The 19,877-nt window shown below is 60.8% G+C and carries 16 protein-coding genes; 5 read left to right on the plus strand and 11 right to left on the minus strand.

Annotated features, from left to right (window positions below; translation table 11 throughout):
* The 3 genes from KW837_RS27925 to KW837_RS27935 form a co-directional block, all read right to left on the minus strand.
* The coding region (locus KW837_RS27925) for an Ig-like domain-containing protein (protein WP_218399299.1) at positions 1 to 3,715 on the minus strand (3,715 nt) is incomplete at its 3' end.
* A 50-nt stretch (positions 3,716 to 3,765) separates the two neighbouring features.
* Positions 3,766 to 4,602, minus strand: coding sequence for a sulfotransferase (locus KW837_RS27930; RefSeq protein ID WP_038978410.1), 837 nt, complete (start codon positions 4,600 to 4,602; stop codon positions 3,766 to 3,768).
* Positions 4,603 to 4,759: 157 nt separating this feature from the next.
* Positions 4,760 to 6,331 carry a glycosyltransferase family 39 protein gene (locus KW837_RS27935; RefSeq protein ID WP_218399300.1) on the minus strand — a complete coding sequence of 524 codons (1,572 nt, stop codon included), beginning with the start codon at positions 6,329 to 6,331 and terminating at the stop codon, positions 4,760 to 4,762.
* A 246-nt stretch (positions 6,332 to 6,577) separates the two neighbouring features.
* Here KW837_RS27935 and KW837_RS27940 point away from each other — a divergent pair, with 246 nt between their 5' ends.
* Both KW837_RS27940 and KW837_RS27945 read left to right on the plus strand, forming a co-directional pair.
* Entirely contained in the window at positions 6,578 to 7,165 is a 588-nt protein-coding gene (locus KW837_RS27940) for a phage tail protein (RefSeq protein WP_218399301.1), read from the plus strand.
* A 55-nt stretch (positions 7,166 to 7,220) separates the two neighbouring features.
* A complete protein-coding gene (locus KW837_RS27945) occupies positions 7,221 to 7,532 on the plus strand; it encodes a hypothetical protein (protein ID WP_218399302.1) in 312 nt (103 codons plus the stop codon).
* Positions 7,533 to 7,608: 76 nt separating this feature from the next.
* On the opposite strand, the gene tauC is transcribed toward KW837_RS27945, so the two are convergent.
* From tauC to KW837_RS27975, 6 genes are all read right to left on the minus strand, one after another.
* Positions 7,609 to 8,442, minus strand: coding sequence for a taurine ABC transporter permease TauC (tauC, locus tag KW837_RS27950; protein ID WP_218399303.1), 834 nt, complete (start codon positions 8,440 to 8,442; stop codon positions 7,609 to 7,611).
* Positions 8,439 to 9,233, minus strand: a complete 795-nt coding sequence (gene tauB, locus KW837_RS27955; RefSeq protein WP_218399304.1) for a taurine ABC transporter ATP-binding subunit — start codon at positions 9,231 to 9,233, stop codon at positions 8,439 to 8,441. The genes tauC and tauB overlap by 4 nt, the downstream gene beginning before the upstream one ends.
* Before the next feature lie 16 nt (positions 9,234 to 9,249).
* Positions 9,250 to 10,227 (minus strand): taurine ABC transporter substrate-binding protein, encoded by a 978-nt coding sequence (tauA, locus tag KW837_RS27960; RefSeq protein WP_192346438.1) that lies wholly within the window; start codon positions 10,225 to 10,227, stop codon positions 9,250 to 9,252.
* Between the two features lie 238 nt (positions 10,228 to 10,465).
* The gene (gene gshA, locus KW837_RS27965) at positions 10,466 to 12,049 is read right to left on the minus strand and encodes a glutamate--cysteine ligase (RefSeq protein WP_218399305.1); all 1,584 of its coding nucleotides are present in this window, start codon (positions 12,047 to 12,049) and stop codon (positions 10,466 to 10,468) included.
* Positions 12,050 to 12,342: 293 nt separating this feature from the next.
* The gene (locus KW837_RS27970; protein WP_218399306.1) at positions 12,343 to 12,726 is read right to left on the minus strand and encodes a PaaI family thioesterase; all 384 of its coding nucleotides are present in this window, start codon (positions 12,724 to 12,726) and stop codon (positions 12,343 to 12,345) included.
* Positions 12,726 to 15,050 carry a Tex family protein gene (locus KW837_RS27975; protein WP_218399307.1) on the minus strand — a complete coding sequence of 775 codons (2,325 nt, stop codon included), beginning with the start codon at positions 15,048 to 15,050 and terminating at the stop codon, positions 12,726 to 12,728. Before KW837_RS27975 ends, KW837_RS27970 begins: the two co-directional genes overlap by 1 nt.
* Positions 15,051 to 15,411: 361 nt before the next feature.
* Here KW837_RS27975 and ompR point away from each other — a divergent pair, with 361 nt between their 5' ends.
* Complete coding sequence (gene ompR / locus KW837_RS27980) at positions 15,412 to 16,152, plus strand: two-component system response regulator OmpR (protein ID WP_007903084.1); 741 nt, start codon at positions 15,412 to 15,414, stop codon at positions 16,150 to 16,152.
* 114 nt (positions 16,153 to 16,266) lie between these two features.
* Positions 16,267 to 17,580, plus strand: coding sequence for an ATP-binding protein (locus tag KW837_RS27985; protein ID WP_123498188.1), 1,314 nt, complete (start codon positions 16,267 to 16,269; stop codon positions 17,578 to 17,580).
* Between the two features lie 103 nt (positions 17,581 to 17,683).
* Here KW837_RS27985 and rimK read toward each other — a convergent pair whose 3' ends face one another.
* Together rimK and KW837_RS27995 are read right to left on the minus strand one after the other, a co-directional pair.
* The gene (gene rimK, locus KW837_RS27990) at positions 17,684 to 18,589 is read right to left on the minus strand and encodes a 30S ribosomal protein S6--L-glutamate ligase (protein ID WP_007903081.1); all 906 of its coding nucleotides are present in this window, start codon (positions 18,587 to 18,589) and stop codon (positions 17,684 to 17,686) included.
* A complete protein-coding gene (locus KW837_RS27995; protein ID WP_173667533.1) occupies positions 18,586 to 19,047 on the minus strand; it encodes an ATP-dependent zinc protease in 462 nt (153 codons plus the stop codon). Before KW837_RS27995 ends, rimK begins: the two co-directional genes overlap by 4 nt.
* A 232-nt stretch (positions 19,048 to 19,279) precedes the next feature.
* Between KW837_RS27995 and KW837_RS28000 the strand changes: the two genes are divergently transcribed.
* Complete coding sequence (locus tag KW837_RS28000; RefSeq protein WP_007903079.1) at positions 19,280 to 19,687, plus strand: RNA-binding S4 domain-containing protein; 408 nt, start codon at positions 19,280 to 19,282, stop codon at positions 19,685 to 19,687.
* Positions 19,688 to 19,877 lie beyond the last annotated feature (190 nt).

Below are 19,877 nucleotides of genomic sequence, written 5' to 3' on the forward strand. Positions count from 1 at the left end.
CATTGTCGGCAACAACGATAGTGGCGGTCGGCAGCACCGTATCGAGGGTGTAGTTGCCGGAGTTGGTGGTGCCGCTGCCCGTGTTGCCGGCCAGATCGGCCACACCGGTATTGTTCAGGGTGATGACATTGCTCGGGTCATTCACGCCGACGGTTGGCGTGAAGGTGGCGGTCCAGGTGATGCCGCCGTCGCTGCTGCTCACCGCAGTCAAGGTGCCATTGGCAATGGTCAGGTCGGCGTTGGTAAATCCGCTGACCGCCTCGGAGAAGGTGATGGTCACCAGCGAGGTTTCGCCCGCGGTCAGTGTTGAATCGGCCAGCACAATCGTGGCGGTCGGACGCACGGTGTCGATGGCGTAATTGTTGGAGTCGGTGGTGCCGCTGCCGGCGTTGCCCGCCAGATCCGCGATGCCCGTATTGTCCAGGGTGATCAGGTTGGTGGTGTCGTTGATGCTCGCGCTCGGCGTGAAGGTCGCGGTCCAGGTGATGCCGCCATCGCTGCTGCTCACCGCGGTCAAGGTACCGTTGGTAATGGTCAGGTCCGCGTTGGTGAAGCCGCTGACCGCTTCGCTGAAAGTGATGGTCACCAGCGACGTTTCGCCGATTCTCAGCGCGGTGTCCGCAACCACAATGGTGGCCGTCGGGCGTACGGTGTCGACCGCAAAGTTGTTGGAATCGGTAGTGCCGCTGCCGGCGTTGTCCACCAGATCCGCCACGCCAGTGTTGTCCAGGGTGATCAGGTTGGTCGCGTCGTTGGTGCTCGCGGAGGGTGTGAAGGTCGCGGTCCAGGTGATGCCGCCGTCGCTGCTGCTCACCGCGCTCAAGGTGCCGTTGGCGATGGTCAGGTCGGCGTTGGTGAAACCGCTGACTGCTTCATTGAAGGTGATGGTCACCAGTGAGGTTTCGCCGATTCTCAGCGCATTGTCCGTCACCACAATGGTTGCGGTTGGACGAAGCGTATCGATCGCATAATTGTTCGAGTCGGTGGTGCCGCTGCCGGTGTTGCCCGCCAGATCCGCCACGCCGGTATTGTTCAGGGTGATCAGGTTGGTCGTGTCATTGACGCTCGCGTTCGGGGTGAACGTGGCGGTCCAGGTGATGCCACCGTCGCTGCTGCTGACCGCCGTCAAGGTGCCGTTGGCGATGCTCAGGTCGGCGTTGGTGAAACCGCTGACTGCTTCGCTGAAGGTGATGGTCACCAGCGAGGTTTCACCGATTCTCAGCGCATTGTCTGTCACCACGATCGTTGCCGTTGGCCGCACGGTATCGATGGCGTAATTGTTCGAATCGGTGGTACCGCTGCCGGCGTTGCCCACCAGATCGCTGACCCCGGTATTGTCCAGGGTGATCAGATTGCTCGTGTCAGTGATGCTCGCGCTCGGCGTGAAAGTCCCCGTCCAGGTGAGGCCGCCATCGCCGCTGCTCACCGAGGTCAAGGTGCCGTTGGCAATTGTCAGATCGGCATTGGTGAGATCGGTGACCGCCTCGTTGAAGGTGATGGTCACCAGCGAGGTTTCGCCGATTCTCAGCGCCGTGTCGGTAAACACGATGCTGGCGGTCGGGCGTACGGTGTCGACCGTGTAGTTGTTGGAGTTGGTGGTGCCTACGCCGGCGGTGCCCAGAATGTTGATCACCCCGGTGTTGTCCAGGGTGATGACGTTGGTCGTATCGGAAATACTGGCGGATGGGGTAAAGGTTGCCGTCCAGGTAATGCCGCCATCGCCGCTGCTTACCGCGGTCAAGGTGCCGTTGGCGATGGTCAGATCCGCATTGGTGAGACCGGTCACCACCTCGGAGAAGGTAATGGTCACCAGGGACGTTTCGCCGATGCTCAGTGTAGTGTCAGCGACCACAATGGTCGCGGTCGGTGGCGGCGAATACGCGGTGTTGAGTACGCCGCCGTCGTTATAGATTGTCGCGACAGAGGTCGGCGAGGTGCCGGTTGTACCTCCGCCCTGCGCGGTACCGCCGGCACCACTGGCCGCGGCATTACCGGCCAGGGCCGCGAAGTTGGCGGCTGTGATCAGCAGCGTGCCTTTGTTCCAGATCGCACCGACGCCACGGCCACCAATGCCGCCATTGCTGGCATTGCTGCCTTGGCCACCACCACCGCCCCCACCGCCGCCGGCACCAATGTTGTTGCTGATGGTCGAGGTGCCGACGATGGTGATGGTGCCGCTGCTGGCGTTGTAGATCCCGCCCACCGCGTTGCCGCCGGCGCCACCCACCTTGTCCCAACCGGCCCCGCCGCCACCGCCGCCAATGGAAATCGTGCCATTGGTGGCCGTCGCACCGTTACCGCCGTTGCTGTAATAGGAAACGCCTACGCCGCCAGCCCCGCCAGTGGTGGTACCGCCGCGACCGCCCATGTGGGTGGCGTCATAACCGCCGCCGTAACCACCGACACCGCCGCCGCCCGCCTGACCGCCCAACGTGCCGGTGCCCGGCCCTGCCGAACCGCCATGCCCGCCGCCCTGGCCGCCCAAACCACCGCCACCGCCCCCCCCACCGCCGTAAAAAGCGCCGGTGACACCGCCGCCGCCACCGCCACCGGAAGCGCCGTTGGACGTCACGCTGACGTTGTTCAGGGTCAGAATCCCTGCGTTGAAAATCCCCCCGGCCATCGAGCCCGTGGCACCGTAGCCACCGTTGCCACCGTTGCCCGACACCAAGCCACGGGTGATCACCAGGCCATCGAGCGTCACGATGCTGCCAGACGACACTTCAATCACTCGGGTCCTGTACTGACCGTCGAGAATCACGTCAGCCGCACCGTCGTTGTTCAAGTCGCCATCAACGGTGATGTTCTTGTTGATTAGCAGCTCGGACGTCAGCTGCACCGTCATGCTGCCGTTGAAGGTGACAATATCGCCGTTCTGCGCCGAGGCGATGGCGGCACGCAACGAACCGACGCCCGTGTTGGCGTTGTTGGTGGCGGTCCAGGTGGCCAGACCCCACTGATAGTCGGTCATGGCCGTGGTCGAGAGGACATTGGCGCTTTCAATGTTGCCGGTGGCAATTTCCAGATCCCAGTCGCCACCGAGCCCGGTGCGATCGCTGGAGGCGGCTACATCGCGGCCGGTCAATTGAGCCAGCGAGTCGATAAAATTCAAGCCTCGCTCGCCTTCGGCGGTGTAGCAGCCGTAGATCAGGATGTCGCCGCCAACGTTCATGTCCTTGCCGATTTCCGCCAGTACCGCGCTGCGGGCCGCGACGTTGTCGGCCGACAGATAACTGTTGCCCAGCCACAAATCGCCCGCGTTGCCGTGGGCGATAATCTGCACCGAGCTGATGCCCTGATGGCCGTCCAGATAGTCAGCGATTTGTTGCAGGCCATCTTTGCTGGCATCGAGCTGAACCACCTGGGTACCGGGAGCAATACCCTGAAGCAGACTGCCAGCGTCCTTGACCCGCGAATCGACGAACACCACGCTCTGCCCCGGCACCGCGGCGGGTGCTGGCGCCGGTGTGGCATCGGCCTGGCCGTGGGTGTCCTTGCTGGCGACCGGTTGATCGGCCGTCGGTGCCTTGACCACCTCGGCGGTGGCATGGCTGTCGGCCTGGGCAGTGTCGGCGACCGTGTCGGCGACCGTGGCGGCGACCGTGGCGGCCACCGCGCCGTCGAACAGCATGCGCGGCTCCAGGGACATGATCATTGGCGAGGCCAGCGCTCGTGCGCCTTCGGTAACCCGCGACTTGCCTTTGCTCCACCACATGCTGCTCACCCGGACTCGAACTTTTAGACGCATCAATGAAAACGCCGCGATCAACTGATCGCGGCGTCGGCTTTCATACGAATGACATTGGCGGCGCTGGCTGAGCCATCGAGCCAAAAGGACAACTCGGCGTACTGCTTGAACAGGTCCGGCGGCAGGATCGTTCGCCTGGATTGCAATTGGACCTTGGCCTTCACCTTGTGCAGCCCTGAGAGGCCAAGAGCCTGGTCGAATTCCGGGGCGTCGTAGGCCAAATGATCGAAATCATGTTCGAACCAGGGTTCGCCAATGAAATCGTAGACCAGGCGCATCACCCGCTCAGGCGCCTGGCTCAGCAGGTCGTAATCGATGATCAGCAACGAGTCGGCGTGTTCGCCGTAATAGGCTTCCTTGAGGGCGGCCCAGGAAAACCCCACTAGCCGATTGCGCTGGGCCAGGGTTTCGCAGCGGCTATAGACCGTGTTGCGTTCGACCGCATCACCGAACAGCTTGGTGTTTTCGAAGGGGTTGGCGCGGTACAGGCGCTCGATGCTGTCCATGACCCAAGCGACATTGCGCACGCAGGCAATGATTTTGGCTTGAGGGAACAGATCGCTGATCGCCGGCAGGCGCGAACTCCACAGGCGGTTCGTGTCGAACACCACCGGTTTGTCGGCCTTGTCGGCGTAGAAAGAATCGAACAGGCCGCGCAACAGACGGCGACGCAGGTCGGTGTCGATCACCGCGCCGAATTCGCTGCCAGCGCTGCATTGTTCCAGAACGCCGGAAAAGAGCGCACCCACGGGGCTGGTCATACCGGCATGAAAGCGCGGGTTCTGCAAAAGAATGGCAGAAAGCAGGGTCGAGCCTGAGCGCGGCAAGCCGGAAATAAAGTGAAAGTGCTGCATCCATTCACCCGTCATAAGTCCTTTTGTATGACGAGCGTAGACCATGAATGGTGTTGCGACTAGTGGTGCTTTGATATCAAATCGGAGCTAAATCGACTGGAAAACACGCCAGATATAACGACCTGAAAGATGAATCGTTTTAGCTCTGAATGACGGGCTACTTCAGCACATACAAGCGTGCCTTCGCGCCTCCAGCCTGGGTCTCGCTGACGCGTTGCCAACCCTCGGGCAAGGGAGCGAATTCGTCCGGCACATCGACAGTACCGATCAACCACACTCGACCATTGCCTTTGGGCAAGCCGCCGAGGTTATCCAGGTAAATGTCATTGGTCACCAGCGTGCCGAAACCGTAAGCGTTCGGCCGGCCCGACCTGCCATCAGCCAGCGGTGGCGTATAGAGCATCGGTTTGGCGTCAGTCCGGTTGTAATAGACATAACTCAGGTACCAGAGCATGTCGCTGGTGACAATCCGGTCGCCGGGCGTGAAGTGTTGGTTCACGTAGTTGACCATGACGCTGATCTGATCGTCGGTGTCCACCGTGGCATTGTTCTTCAGGCCCACCAGTTCGACGCCGACAAACAACATCAGCACGGCCAGCGCCAATACCTTGAAGCCTGCGTACAAGCGATCGATGGCCAGCGCGACAAACATCGGCAGGCCCAGGGCATAAGCGGTCAGGTAACGCTCGATGAACACCGGCGATATGAACGACGCCACAAACACCAGCAACAACGGGAGAGCGATGTAGATCACCGCCAACGCACTGCCACGGAAAACACTGCGGTCCCGCGCCAGCGCCGCACCCGCCAGGGCCAGCAATGCCAGTGGCAGCGCGATAAAAACCAGCGTAGGCAGGTTCTCGCCGTCATCCTGGATCAGGAACGACCAGATCATCGAAGGTAATGAGCCCAACGTGACAGGAGTCTCCCATCCCACATCACCATTGGCCTTGAGCTGATCCATGTGCTGGAGCAAATCGATCAGGTTGGGCACCCACGGCAAATACAACAGCACAATGGCCACATTGGCCAGCCACCAGCCAGAGCGCTGAATGTGCCGCAATCGGTAGCCTGGCTGCACACGGATCAATCCCAGATACAGCCAGTGACACAGCACGCACAGCGCCGTGAAGTAATGGGTGTAGAACGCAGCACTCATCAGCAGGGTGTACATCACCAGATAGCGCGTGCGTTGCGGCCGCCTGATCCAGTACATCAAGGCGATCGTGGCGCCGATCAGCCACAGGCCCAGCAGCGAATACATCCGCACTTCCTGGCTGTAACGCACCGCCGTGGGCAGCAGCGCCAGCAGGACCCCGGCCAGCAACGCGGCGCGGCGGGTCGCGAGCAGGTCCACCAGCCAGACGCCGAGTCCCACCGTGGTAATCCCCGGCAGCGCACTTAGGCAGCGAATCGAAAAAATGCCGTCGCCGAACAGGCCAATCCAGCCGTGCAGAAGCATGAAATACAGGGGTGGATGCACATCATGAGCCGCATGTTCCCAGATCCCGGCCAGGGAATACTGGCTCAGCAACAGGCTAGACCCTTCGTCGCCCCAGATCGCCGCCGCTGTCAGGTCGTAAAAACGCGCCAGCGCGGCCAATACCAGGATCGGCAACAGCCAGTGCTCCCGCGCCCATTGCAGCAAGCGACGGACAGCCGCCCACAACCCCGGCATCGCATGCGGGTCCTGGGTATCGCCCAGCGGTGTTTCTCTGCGCGCCTCCATTACCTCCCCTTGCAACGGCCATGTGAAAACCGAAGCTTCCCCAGCACTGTAGGACAGGCGCGAGCCCGACGTCGATGCTGGCCCTGCGACGGACGACGTCCGGCAATCATTCCGATCAGCGTCTACGCTTTGGCGTGGCGTGACCCAGCCACGGAGATGAAAGGAGTCGGCTGATCAGCGCGAACTGCCCGGTTAACCGGGCCTGCAACGTGACGTATCAGACACTAACCTGAGGGATGAGGAACCATGGAAGTATTCATCGGCACTATTCAGTCTTTCGCCTTTAACTTCGCGCCCAACGGCTGGGCCCTGTGCAACGGCCAGACGCTGAGCATCGCGCAATACAACACAGTTTTCGCACTGCTGGGAACCTACTACGGAGGCAATGGCACCACCAATTTCATGCTGCCCAACCTGCAAGGTCGCATGCCAGTCGCCATGGGCAACGGCTTGGGCCTGACCCCGCGCGTCATCGGCGAAGCCTCCGGGACCGAAAACGTCACCGCGACCATCACTAACCTGCCCAACCACACCCACGCCTTGTCCGGGCTCACGGCCACCACCACCCTGCAACTGGCCAGCCCGGCGAGCAACCCGGTCACCAACCCGACCGCCACCAACGCCTACATCGGCGCCTCCGGCGGCGGGCCGGGCTCGGCGAGTATTTACTCCGATCAGCAAGGTGCCGCGGCCGTACCGCTCAAGGGCGTGGCCACTACGGTAACGGGGGAAATCTCGTCCGCCGGCAACGGCTTGCCCATGGAGGTGATGAACCCGTTCCTGGTGCTCAACTTCAGCATCGCCCTGAACGGTCTTTTCCCTTCGCGCAACTGAGGGTCTGGCCGGGGGATGCAAATCCCCCGGCCACTTTTGCTGATGGAGTGATGCCATGCTGCAACAGGTTCAAAGCCAACACTTTCAGGCACTGCTGGGCAAGACGGGGACGCTGCGGCTGCCCGATGGCAGTGAACTGCCGATCCATATCGACACCCTTGCAGAAACGCCCCGCTCACAGCTGCCAAACAGCGAGCGCATGCCATTCAGCGTCGGGTTCAATAGCCTGCAACCCACTGACTTTGTCGATGGCTTGTGTGTGATGGAATTGCCGGAACTGGGCCGGGTGAAAGACATTTTCGTGTCGAGGGTCCCCCCGATGGGGCGGGATCCACAGCTGGGCTACTTCTACATCGCGTTCAATTAAAGAGCGACGCAGATCCTACGCGAGATTGTGGTGGGCTCAACCCCAGGGCTTGCCCCTCGCCATAGACCCGCTCTACTCAGTGAGCCTGACCATGCCACGGCACCAGTTTGCGTTGCAGAGCACGCAGGCCCATTTCCATGGCGAAAGCGATCAGCGCGATCACCAGAATCCCCAATACCACCACATCGGTGACTAGGAATTGCGCGGCCGATTGCACCATGAAGCCCAAACCGCTGGTGGCGGCGATCAATTCAGCGGCCACCAAAGTCGACCAACCCACACCCAGACCAATCCGCACGCCGGTCAAAATGTCCGGCAAGGCACTGGGCAGAATCACATGCCGAATCAACTGCGCCGGAGTCGCGCCCAACGACTGGGCGGCGCGCAATTTCGCCGGGGCGACGGTGCGTACGCCAGTGGCGGTGGCTATCGCGATCGGCGCGAAGATCGCCAGGTAGATCAACAAGACTTTCGACAACTCACCGATGCCGCACCAGATCACGATCAGCGGTAGATAAGCCAGCGGCGGAATCGGGCGATAGAACTCGATCAGCGGGTCAAGAATGCCGCGAGCAATGCGGTTATGGCCGATGGCAATGCCGACCGGCACGGCGGTCAGCACGGCGAAGCCCAGGCCCAGGCCAATACGGCGGAGGCTTGCGCCCAAATGCTGCCACAAGGTCGAATCCATGTAGCCAATGGTTACCAGCAGCCAGCCTTTTTGCAGCACGGCGGACGGCGGCGGCAGGAACAGCGGTTCGATCAAACCTGTGGCCGTGACGGCCCACCAAATGGCAACGAGAGCGACCAGTGTCAGCATGCTGATCCAGCGTGTGTTCAAACTGCGACGCAGCGCAATGACCGTCGAGCTCGACTTCACCGTCGCGGCGGGAATTTCATAGGTGCTCATGCGCGCTCCTGCCGCTGGACGGCACTGCGTTGGGAGAACACTTTGGCGAGCACGTGTTCGCGGGTTTCGATAAAGCACGGATCGGACTTGATCGAGCGTGCCGACTCACCGGCGGCATAACGCTGACCGAAGTCCAGGCTCAGACGCTCGACGATTTGCCCGGGGTTGGGCGCCAGCAGAATCAGATCCGTGGCGAGGAACACCGCTTCTTCAATGTCGTGGGTAATCAGGAACACCGGTTTGGCGGTGCGCTGCCAGACTTGCAGCAACAGCTCCTGCATCTGTTCACGGGTGAAGGCGTCGAGGGCACCGAAGGGTTCGTCCATCAGCAAGACCCGAGGGTCTGCTGCGAGGGCGCGAGCGAGGCCGACACGTTGCTTCTGCCCGCCCGAGAGCTGCCAGATTCGGCGATTTTCGAAACCGGAGAGGTCCACCAGCGCGAGCATTTCCCGGGCACGGATTTCGCGTTTATCCCGGGCGACACCAGCCAGTTCCAGACCGAAGCCGACGTTGGCCAGCACGTCCTGCCAAGGCAGCAGGGCGTCGTCCTGGAACACCACGCCGCGCTCGGCGCTCGGGCCTTTGACCGGCACACCGTCAAGGGTGATGCGCCCGGAACTGGGTTCGAAAAAACCGGCAATCAGGTTCAACAGCGAGGTCTTGCCACTGCCGGACGGGCCGAGGGCAACCAGCAACTGCCGGGGCCCCAGGCTCAGGGAAATATCCGCCAGCACAGGTTCCGCTGCGCCGGGATACTGTGCGCAGATGCGCTCCAGCTGTAGCAAAGCCATCGCGGTTAACTCCCGATCAATTGGTGATGTATTTGGCGCTGACGTACGGCGCGTAATCCGGCAGCACGGCCTCGACCTTGCCCTGTTCCTTGAGGAACACGGCGGTGTCGGTGATGGCCTTGGTGGTCGGCGCGCCGAGGGTGAGCACCTGATCAGCCGCGAGCGGGAAGACGTTGCCTTGCAGCAGCAATGGAATGTCGCTGGCCTTGGCACCGGAGAGCTTCACCAGTTTGTCGACATTGCTTTGGTTGGCGAGCCAGGCTTTTGGATCTTTGCGGTAGTCGGCGTAGGCATCGAGGGTCACTTTGGCGAACGCAGTGACGATTTCCGGGTGCTTCTCGGCGAAATCCTTACGCACGATCCAGGCATCGAAAGTCGGTGCGCCGAACTTGGCCAGTTCGCCCGAGGTGATCAGCACTTTGCCGTTTTCCTTGGCCACGCCGAGGGCCGGGTCCCAGACGTAGGTGGCGTCGATATCACCGCGTTTCCATGCAGCGATGATTGCTGGCGGCGCGAGGTTGAGCACGGTGACTTTCGATGGATCGATGTTCCAGTGTTTCAGCGCGGCCAGCAGGCTGTAGTGGCCGGTGGAAACGAACGGTACGGCGATTTTCTTGCCGATCAGGTCTTGCGGGGTCTTGATCCCGGAACCGTCTCGCGCAACCAGCGCTTCGGCGGCGCCGATCTGGGTGGCGATGAGGAAGGTTTCTACCGGAACTTTGCGGGTGATTGCCGCCGTCAGGGGGCTGGAACCGAGGTAACCGATTTGCACATCGCCGGAAGCGATGGCGGCGATGATGTCGGCCCCACTGTCGAATTTTCGCCAATTGATGTCGGCCTTGATGGCCTTTTCGTAAGTGCCGTCGGCCTGGGCAACCTTAGCCGGGTCAACGGTGGTCTGGTAGGCGACAGTCACGTCTGCCGCCTGAGCCAGGAAACTCGCCGCAGCCAGAGACGCGGCTGCCAGGAGGCGAAGAGGGGAAGTCAGTTTCATTGGGAAGCTCCTTGTCAGACGGCCGAGTGTCGGCGTGAAAAGGAGACTAAATGATATAAGAACCGGAAAATAAATAACTTTTTAGAATTAACTTATGAGCGGAAAATTCTAAGGGAGACCGTGGTGTCGCCTTCGCGGGCAAGCCTCGCTCCTACAGGTTTTATATGTGTCGCATGATTTGGCACGACACTGTAGGAGCGAGGCTTGCCCGCGAAAAGGTCCGAAGGACCTTCAGAGATTAGTTGCTGATCGCCAGAATACTCGCCTGATACGACCCGACAAACACATCGAAATCGCCGACTTCGTTCTGTTCCAGCTCTACCTGCTGAGCCAGCGACGAACGTGCCAACTCTTCAAATTTAGCCTGTTCTTCGCCTGAAAGTGGCTCGCTGCGGAAAAACTCTGCATGCACCTGACTCTGACGCAAGGAGAACTGAGCAAAGCTTTCCTTGTGCTCGGCCATCGCCGCCAACACCTGAGCCGATGGCGTCAGGGACGAGTCCTTGACCTTGGCCAGCTGTGCGTCCAGTGCTTTGCTGTGAGCTTCGCCGCCATGGCTTTGGTCCAGCAACGCCGCCAATGGCGCAATCTTTTCCAGCAATTCGCTTGCCCATTCCTTCAGGTCTACCGGGTGCCCGTCGCGTTGCAACTGCAGGCCCGGACGACGACCTTCCTTGACCACGCTGAGGAAGTTCGACGTCGCGTTGCCGCAGCTGGTGCTGGTCAGCAGCGGACTGTCGTTCAGCGCGCAATACAGCAGGAACGCATCGAGGAACCGTGACTCGGTGAGGTCGATGCCCATCGGCAGGAACGGGTTGATGTCCAGGCAACGCACTTCGACGTACTGAATGCCACGGGCCACCAGCGCCTGGATCGGCCGTTCGCCGGTGTAGGTCACGCGTTTCGGACGGATGTTGGAGTAGTACTCGTTTTCGATCTGCAGGATGTTGGTGTTGAGCTGAACCCACTCACCATCCTGGTGTGTTCCGATCTCGACATACGGCGGATACGGCGTGGCCACGGCTTTGCGCAGGCTGTCGGTGTAGCTGGTCAGATCGTTGTAGCACGGCGTCAAACCGGCTTGGGCGTTGCTCTGGTAACCCAGATCGCTCATGCGCAGGCTGGTGGCGTACGGCAGGTACAACGTGTCCGGATCCAGCTGTTCCAGCTGATGCGAGCGACCGCGCAGGAAACCGGCGTCCAGCGCAGGCGAGGCGCCGAACAGGTACATCAGCAGCCAGCTATAGCGACGGAAGTTGCGGATCAGCGCGATGTAGGCCGACGACTGATAGTCGCGATCGGTGCCGACAAAGCCTTCGGCCTCTTTGAGCAGCGGCCAGAGCTTTTCCGGCAGGGAAAAGTTGTAGTGGATCCCGGCGATGCACTGCATGGTCTTGCCGTAACGCAGCGCCAGGCCCTTGCGATAGACGTACTTGAGCTGCCCGATGTTGGAGGTGCCGTAATAAGCGATCGGGATGTCTTCCTCGGCCGGCAACGGGCACGGCATCGATGGACTCCACAGGTATTCGTTGCCGAGCTTGCTGTAGGCAAACCGATGGATCTTATCGAGGCTCGCCAGGGTGTCCGCCGGGTCTGGCAGGGCTGGCGTGATGAATTCCAGCAGCGACTCGGAATAGTCGGTGGTGATTTGTTCATTGGTCAGCGCGGAACCCAGTTCTTCGGGGTGCGGCGTTTGCGCCAGGCGCCCTTCGTCTGTCACGCGCAGGCATTCACGTTCGATGCCGTGAAGGCACTGTTCGAGCAGAGAGAGGTTAGCGCGCTCGCCGAGCAGAGCCAGGCGGCGGTTGAGAAGTTCGCTCAAGTTGGATTCCTTCACGCGTCAGTCGCCCCAATATGGGGGTGGGCAAGACGGTCTACAAGGGTGAAGTTAAAACTGGCGTTTTCGCCTGGTTTTCGGGCCGCACTGGCCTGCTGTCAGCCAGCCAGGGATTGATCGCCGCAATCCCCTGTGGGAGCGGGCTTGCTCGCGAAGAGGGCGTGTCCGTCAACACTGAAGTTGCCTGATACACCGCCTTCGCGAGCAAGCCCGCTCCCACAGAAAACTCCGACGCTGCAGTCACAGCGCCGAAATTAACTCAAATTGATGATTGGGGGCTACAGGACAGCGAACGTGCCTTGTGCTTTTGCGACCAGTTTGTCGCCTTGCATCACATCGGCCTCGACCACCAGCGTGCGGCGGCCCGGATGGATTACCCGTGCCGTGCACATCACTTCACCGTCGGCGACAGCGCGGATGTAGTTGATCTTGCACTCGATGGTTGCGCTCTGCTGGTCAAAGCCGTGGGTGCTGGAGCAGGCCAGCCCCATGGCAATGTCCACCAGACTGAACAAAGCGCCGCCGTGCAGTTTGCCGCCGCGATTGCGCAGTTCTGGCGCAAGCACCAGGGCGACTTGCGCCACCCCGGTTTCCAGGCTGTGCAAGCGACATCCCAGCAGCTTGAAAAACGCGCTTTCGGTCAAGCCGGCCGGGATCTCCATCAGCGTTTTTTCAACTGTTTGGCGTTAGCGAACAGCGAGGCCATGGCGTTGTTGGCCGGGGCTGCTGCCGTGGTTTCCTTGCGCGGTGCAGTGTTCTGGGATGGGCGTGGTGCCGAACCCGGACGCGCGCCACGGGCACCGTCGATTTTCTCGCCCGGTGTGTCGCTCATGCGCATCGACAGGCCAACGCGTTTGCGCGGGATATCGACTTCCATGACCTTCACCTTGACCACATCACCGGCCTTCACCGCTTCGCGCGGATCCTTGATGAACTTCTCCGACAGCGCGGAAATATGCACCAGCCCGTCCTGATGCACGCCGATGTCGACGAAGGCGCCGAAGTTGGTCACGTTGGTGACCACGCCTTCGAGGATCATCCCCAGTTGCAAGTCCTTGAGGTCCTCGACGCCTTCCTGGAACTCGGCGGTCTTGAACTCGGGACGCGGGTCGCGACCGGGTTTTTCCAGCTCTTGCAGGATGTCGGTGACCGTTGGCAGACCGAACGTTTCGTCGGTGTACTTCTTCGGATCGAGACGCTTGAGGAAGCTCGCGTCGCCGATCAGCGAGCGAATGTCGCGGTCGGTTTCAGCGGCAATGCGCTGCACCAGCGGATAGGCTTCCGGGTGAACCGCGGACGAATCCAGCGGGTTGTCGCCATTCATTACACGCAAGAAACCCGCAGCCTGTTCGAAGGTTTTTTCACCCAGGCGCGCAACTTTCTTCAACGCCGCACGGGTTTTGAACGCGCCGTGCTCGTCGCGGTGGCTGACGATGTTCTGCGCCAGGGTCGCGTTGAGGCCGGAGATGCGCGCCAGCAGCGCCACGGAAGCGGTGTTGACGTCGACGCCGACGGCGTTCACACAGTCCTCGACCACCGCGTCCAGGCCGCGCGCCAGTTTCAGCTGCGACACGTCGTGCTGGTACTGGCCGACGCCGATGGATTTCGGATCGATCTTCACCAGCTCGGCCAGCGGATCCTGCAGGCGACGGGCAATCGACACCGCCCCACGGATCGACACGTCGAGGTCCGGGAATTCCTTGGAAGCCAGTTCCGACGCCGAGTAAACCGATGCGCCGGCCTCGGAGACCATGACTTTGGTCATCTTCATGGCTGGGTATTTTTTGATCAGCTCAGCGGCGAGTTTGTCGGTTTCACGGCTGGCGGTGCCGTTGCCAATGGCAATCAGGTCCACCGAATGCTTGGCGCACAGGGCCGCCAGAATTGCGAGGGTCTGGTCCCATTTGTTGTGCGGTACGTGCGGGTAAACCGTGGCGTGATCCAGCAGCTTGCCGGTGGCATCGACCACGGCGACCTTGCAGCCGGTGCGCAGGCCCGGGTCGAGGCCCAGGGTGGCGCGCGGGCCGGCCGGGGCCGACAGCAGCAAGTCGTGCAGGTTGTGTGCGAACACGTTGATTGCTTCGGTTTCTGCGCCATCGCGCAGCTCGCCCAGCAGGTCGGTTTCCAGATGGGTGTACAGCTTGACCTTCCAGGTCCAGCGCACCACTTCGCCCAGCCATTTGTCGGCAGCACGGTTCTGGTTCTGGATGCCGAATTGCTGGCCGATCATGCCTTCGCACGGGTGCATGGTGCCCGGCAGTTCATCGCCGACTTTCAGCGCGGAACTGAGAATGCCTTCGTTGCGGCCACGGAAAATCGCCAGCGCGCGGTGCGATGGCATGCTTTTCAGCGGTTCGTCGTGTTCGAAATAGTCGCGGAACTTGGCACCTTCCTCTTCCTTGCCAGCAATCACGCGGGCACTGAGGGTGGCTTCCTGCTTGAGGTAGTTGCGCAATTTGTCCAGCAGGCCAGCGTCTTCGGCGAAGCGCTCCATGAGGATGTACTTGGCGCCTTCAAGGGCGGCTTTCACATCGGCCACGCCTTTTTCGGTGTCGATGAAACGCGCGGCTTCGGCTTCAGGGTTCAGGGTCGGGTCGTTGAACAGACCGTCGGCCAGCTCGCCGAGGCCGGCTTCCAGGGCGATCTGGCCCTTGGTGCGGCGCTTCTGCTTGTACGGCAGGTACAAGTCTTCGAGACGGGTCTTGGTGTCGGCGAGTTTGATGTCGCGTTCGAGTTGCGGGGTCAGTTTGCCCTGCTCTTGAATGCTGGCAAGGATGCTGATCCGCCGTTCGTCGAGTTCTCGCAGGTAGCGCAGACGCTCTTCCAGATGACGCAACTGGATGTCATCGAGGCTGCCGGTCACTTCTTTCCGGTAGCGGGCGATGAAGGGCACCGTGGAGCCTTCATCGAGTAGCGCGACGGCCGCTTCGACCTGTTGTGGGCGTACACCGAGTTCCTCGGCGATGCGGCTGTTGATGCTGTCCATAAAACCACCTGACAAATTGTGAAAGCAGGCTCGCAGGCGCAGAGATAAAGGCTCGGCGAGTCTGGTTGAGCGGCCTGGCGAGCGCCGCTACCTGAGCCAACAGGCTTCCCGTTGACCCGTGAAATCGAACAATTACTGCCAGTGCCATGAAAAAAAAAGCGGCTGCTTACAGTAACGATCAGACGTTGCCTGACACAAAAGGCCGCGCATTATAACCAGCGTTCTATCCATTCGGGGGCATCGCGGGTTGTAGGCACAATGCCCGGTTTTCTGGCGGTGAAGGAAAAATCTGCTAACAATGCACACGGTGCGTATAACGGCAGCTACGCCATAATGCGCGCCGAGATCAAAGGAGCATCCAATGAGCAGCACTGCAAACATTGCTGAAGGCGAAAAAATTCTTATTGTTGACGACGATCCCGGGCTGAGCAGCCTGCTGGAACGCTTTTTCGTCAGCAAGGGCTACCGTGCCCGCGCCGTCCCGAACACGGAACAAATGGACCGCCTGCTGGCGCGTGAAGTGTTCAACCTGGTGGTCCTCGACCTGATGCTGCCCGGCGAAGACGGCCTGACCGCTTGCCGCCGCTTGCGCACGGCGAACAATCAGATTCCGATCATCATGCTCACCGCCAAGGGCGATGAGCTCAGCCGCATCAAGGGCCTGGAACTGGGCGCCGACGATTACCTGGCCAAGCCGTTCAACCCGGACGAGCTGATGGCTCGGGTCAAAGCGGTTCTGCGTCGTCAGGCGGCACCGGTGCCGGGCGCCCCGGGCAGCGAAGACGAAAGCGTGACCTTCGGTGACTACGAATTGTCCCTGGCCACCCGCGAACTCAAGCGCGGCGACGAAGTGCATATGCTCACCACCGGTGAGTTTGCGGTGCTCAAGGCGCTGGTCATGAACGCGCGTCAACCACTGACCCGCGACAAACTGATGAACCTGGCCCGTGGCCGCGAATGGGATGCCCTTGAGCGTTCCATCGACGTGCAGATTTCCCGTCTGCGCCGGATGATCGAGCCCGATCCATCCAAACCACGCTACATCCAGACTGTCTGGGGCGTGGGTTACGTGTTCGTTCCGGATGGCGCCGCCACGAAGTGATCGGTGATTTGTAGGAGCGGGTCTTGCGGGCAAGGGATCAGATGACCTTTCCCGCAGACCCGTGATCCGCAATATGCGAGCATGCTCGCTCCTGCAAGTGTGTAGCGGTTACTCATGAAAACCCCTGTTTGGTTCCCCCAGAGCTTCTTCTCCCGCACCCTGTGGCTGGTGCTGATCGTCGTCCTGTTCTCCAAGGCGCTGACCCTGGTTTATCTGTTGATGAACGAAGATGTGCTGGTGGATCGCCAATACAGCCATGGCGTCGCCCTGACGCTGCGTGCCTATTGGGCCGCCGATGAAGAAAACCGCACCAAAATCGCCGATGCCGCGACCCTGATCCGGGTGGTGGGTGCCGGTGTGCCAGAAGGCGAACAGCACTGGCCCTACAGCGAGATCTATCAGCGACAAATGCAGGCCGAACTGGGCGCCGACACCGAAGTACGATTACGCATGCACTCACCGCCGGCGCTGTGGGTGCGCGCACCCAGCCTGGGCGATGGCTGGCTGAAAGTGCCGTTGTATCCGCACCCATTGCGCGGCCAGAAAATCTGGAATGTGCTCGGCTGGTTCCTCGCCATTGGCCTGCTGTCCACCGCCTCGGCGTGGATTTTCGTCAGCCAGCTCAATCAACCGCTAAAACGCCTGGTCTATGCCGCGAGGCAACTGGGTCAGGGCCGCAGCGTGCGCCTGCCGATCAGCGATACACCGAGCGAAATGACCGAGGTTTATCGCGCCTTCAACCAAATGGCTGAAGACGTCGAACAGGCCGGCCGCGAGCGAGAACTGATGCTGGCCGGGGTCTCCCATGACCTGCGCACGCCCCTGACCCGTTTGCGGCTGTCCCTGGAACTGATGGGGGCCCACAGTGACCTGACAGACGACATGATCCGCGACATCGAAGACATGGACGCGATTCTGGATCAGTTCCTGGCCTTCATTCGTGACGGACGTGATGAGTCGGTGGAAGAAGTGGACCTGAGCGATCTGGTTCGCGAAGTTGCCGCGCCGTATAACCAGAACGAAGAGAGAGTGCGCTTGCGCCTGGAACCGATCCAGCCGTTCCCGCTACGGCGGGTGTCGATGAAACGGTTGCTGAACAACCTCATCGGCAATGCCTTGCATCACGCCGGCAGCGGCGTTGAAGTGGCGGCTTATGTGTCCGGGGATACCAGTGCGCCGTATGTGGTATTGAGCGTCATGGACCGTGGCGCGGGAATCGACCCGTCGGAGCTGGAGGCGATCTTCAACCCGTTCACCCGTGGCGATCGGGCCCGGGGTGGTAAGGGGACCGGGTTGGGGTTGGCGATCGTGAAACGGATCGCTTCGATGCATGGCGGGAATGTCGAGCTGCGCAACCGCTCCGGTGGTGGGCTGGAAGCGCGGGTGCGGTTGCCGCTTGGGTTGATGTTGCCGAGGGATGCGGTTTAACGGCTTTAAAGATCGCAGCCTCGCTTCGCTCGACAGCTCCTACGGGGGATCGTATTTTCCTGTAGGAGCTGTCGAGCGAAGCGAGGCTGCGATCTTTTCAGACTCAACCCTTCCCTTTGGTCCGAGTCATATTCGGCCCGCCATTCTTCTCCAGATGCTCAATAATGATCCCCGCCACATTCTTCCCGGTGGTGGTTTCAATCCCTTCAAGCCCCGGCGACGAGTTCACTTCCATCACCAGCGGGCCATGGTTGGAGCGCAGGATATCCACCCCCGCCACCGCCAATCCCATGACCTTCGCTGCACGCAACGCGGTCATGCGTTCTTCCGGTGTGATCTTGATCAGGCTCGCACTGCCACCGCGATGCAGGTTGGAGCGAAACTCACCCGGCTTGGCCTGGCGCTTCATCGCCGCGATCACCTTGTCGCCGACCACAAAGCAACGAATGTCCGCGCCGCCCGCTTCCTTGATGTATTCCTGAACCATGATGTTTTGCTTCAGGCCCATGAAGGCCTCGATCACCGATTCCGCCGCCGTGGCCGTTTCACACAGCACCACACCGATGCCCTGAGTGCCTTCCAGCACCTTGATCACCAGCGGCGCCCCGTTGACCATCTCGATCAAGTCGGGAATGTCATCCGGAGAGTGGGCAAAGCCGGTGACCGGCAAACCGATCCCCCGGCGCGACAGCAATTGCAGCGACCGCAGTTTGTCTCGCGAACGGGCAATGGCTACCGATTCGTTGAGCGGAAACACCCCCATCATTTCGAACTGGCGCAGCACCGCGCAGCCGTAAAACGTCACCGATGCACCGATCCGCGGAATCACTGCATCGAAACCCTCCAGCGGTTTGCCACGGTAGTGGATCTGCGGCTTGTGGCTGGCAATGTTCATGTAGGCGCGCAAGGTGTCGATCACCACCATTTCATGGCCACGCTCTATACCGGCTTCGACCAGACGACGGGTGGAATACAGACGCGGGTTCCGCGACAGCACAGCGATCTTCATGCAACACCTGTGGAGAAGGTAGATACCGGGAACACCGGCTTGTCTTGTACATATTTAATGCCCGGATTGACCACCAACTGGCCGTCGATCAGGGCTTTTGAACCGAGTAACAGGCGATAACGCATGGACTTGCGGCAGGCGAGGGTGAACTCGACCCGCCAGACCCGATCACCGAGGGCCAGGGTGGTGCTGACCACATAGCGCATCTGCGCATGGCCATTGGAGCTTTTAATGGTTTTCCTCGTTACCAGCGGGGCTTCGCAGCGCCGGTGCCGCAGTTGCACCACCGTGCCCAGGTGCGCAGTGAAGCGCACCCACTGTTCCCCGTCGCGCTCGAACGGCTCGATGTCGGTGGCATGCAGGCTGGAGGTGCTGGCGCCGGTGTCGATTTTTGCCCGAAGGCCAGCGACTCCCAAATCCGGGAGCGCCACCCACTCGCGCAGACCGATAACGGTCAAATGGTCAAATGTCTTCAAAAGTGCTCAACCGGCAAAAACCGCTCAGACCGCGTGCGGCCGAATTCGCGGTATTCACGCAGAATAATGGGTAAAAGGCGACAGATATCTACTGCCCGAATTTCCATCCCTCAATGTGCGGGGGAATGCCTGCATTCTAATCCACAGCGTGGCGATTCATGGCACGACAGAAACGGTAGTACAGTTCATCGATATTTCAGAATGAGGTCATCCAATGGCACAAAAAAGCGAAGAGGACGACAAGGTCCGTCTCGATAAATGGTTGTGGGCCGCGCGTTTTTATAAAACACGTGCCTTGGCCAAGGCTGCGATTGAGAGTGGCAAGGTGCATTGCCGGGGCGAGCGCTGCAAGCCAGGCAAGGAGCCGAGGGTCGGCGATGAGTTTCAGATTCGCACCGGCTTCGAGGAGCGCACGGTGGTGGTCCAGGCGCTGTCGATTGTGCGCCGTGGCGCGCCAGAGGCTCAGGCGCTCTATGCTGAAACCGAGGCCAGCATTGCCAAACGCGAGGCGGCTGCGGCCATGCGCAAGGCCGGGGCATTGGGCGTGAGCACCGATGGCAAACCGAGCAAGAAGCAGCGCCGGGATCTGTTCAAGTTTCGCGGTAACAGCAACGACGAGTAGTGACCGTCGTTTGGCGCAGACTTGCAATCGCGCACCTGTGCAGCCATATGGGTGTACTCGACAGCGGCAAAACGAAAATACCGTTCGTCGAAAACCGAGGTTTGACCTTGCTTGGAACAACCCCGGATTGTTCATAAAATGCCCTTACGGCTGAACGTTGCCCGCCCAAAAATGCGGAAATGACGCGATT

This window comes from Pseudomonas sp. PDM24 (assembly GCF_019218905.1).
Lineage (GTDB): Bacteria > Pseudomonadota > Gammaproteobacteria > Pseudomonadales > Pseudomonadaceae > Aquipseudomonas.

Coding starts and splice junctions, on each gene's coding strand:
- KW837_RS27930 (WP_038978410.1), bottom strand. CDS start 4,602: ATGCAGCACTTTCACTTTATTTCCGGCTTGCCGCGCTCAGGCTCGACC.
- KW837_RS27935 (WP_218399300.1), bottom strand. CDS start 6,331: ATGGAGGCGCGCAGAGAAACACCGCTGGGCGATACCCAGGACCCGCAT.
- KW837_RS27940 (WP_218399301.1), top strand. CDS start 6,578: ATGGAAGTATTCATCGGCACTATTCAGTCTTTCGCCTTTAACTTCGCG.
- KW837_RS27945 (WP_218399302.1), top strand. CDS start 7,221: ATGCTGCAACAGGTTCAAAGCCAACACTTTCAGGCACTGCTGGGCAAG.
- tauC (WP_218399303.1), bottom strand. CDS start 8,442: ATGAGCACCTATGAAATTCCCGCCGCGACGGTGAAGTCGAGCTCGACG.
- tauB (WP_218399304.1), bottom strand. CDS start 9,233: ATGGCTTTGCTACAGCTGGAGCGCATCTGCGCACAGTATCCCGGCGCA.
- tauA (WP_192346438.1), bottom strand. CDS start 10,227: ATGAAACTGACTTCCCCTCTTCGCCTCCTGGCAGCCGCGTCTCTGGCT.
- KW837_RS27970 (WP_218399306.1), bottom strand. CDS start 12,726: ATGGAGATCCCGGCCGGCTTGACCGAAAGCGCGTTTTTCAAGCTGCTG.
- KW837_RS27975 (WP_218399307.1), bottom strand. CDS start 15,050: ATGGACAGCATCAACAGCCGCATCGCCGAGGAACTCGGTGTACGCCCA.
- ompR (WP_007903084.1), top strand. CDS start 15,412: ATGAGCAGCACTGCAAACATTGCTGAAGGCGAAAAAATTCTTATTGTT.
- KW837_RS27985 (WP_123498188.1), top strand. CDS start 16,267: ATGAAAACCCCTGTTTGGTTCCCCCAGAGCTTCTTCTCCCGCACCCTG.
- rimK (WP_007903081.1), bottom strand. CDS start 18,589: ATGAAGATCGCTGTGCTGTCGCGGAACCCGCGTCTGTATTCCACCCGT.
- KW837_RS28000 (WP_007903079.1), top strand. CDS start 19,280: ATGGCACAAAAAAGCGAAGAGGACGACAAGGTCCGTCTCGATAAATGG.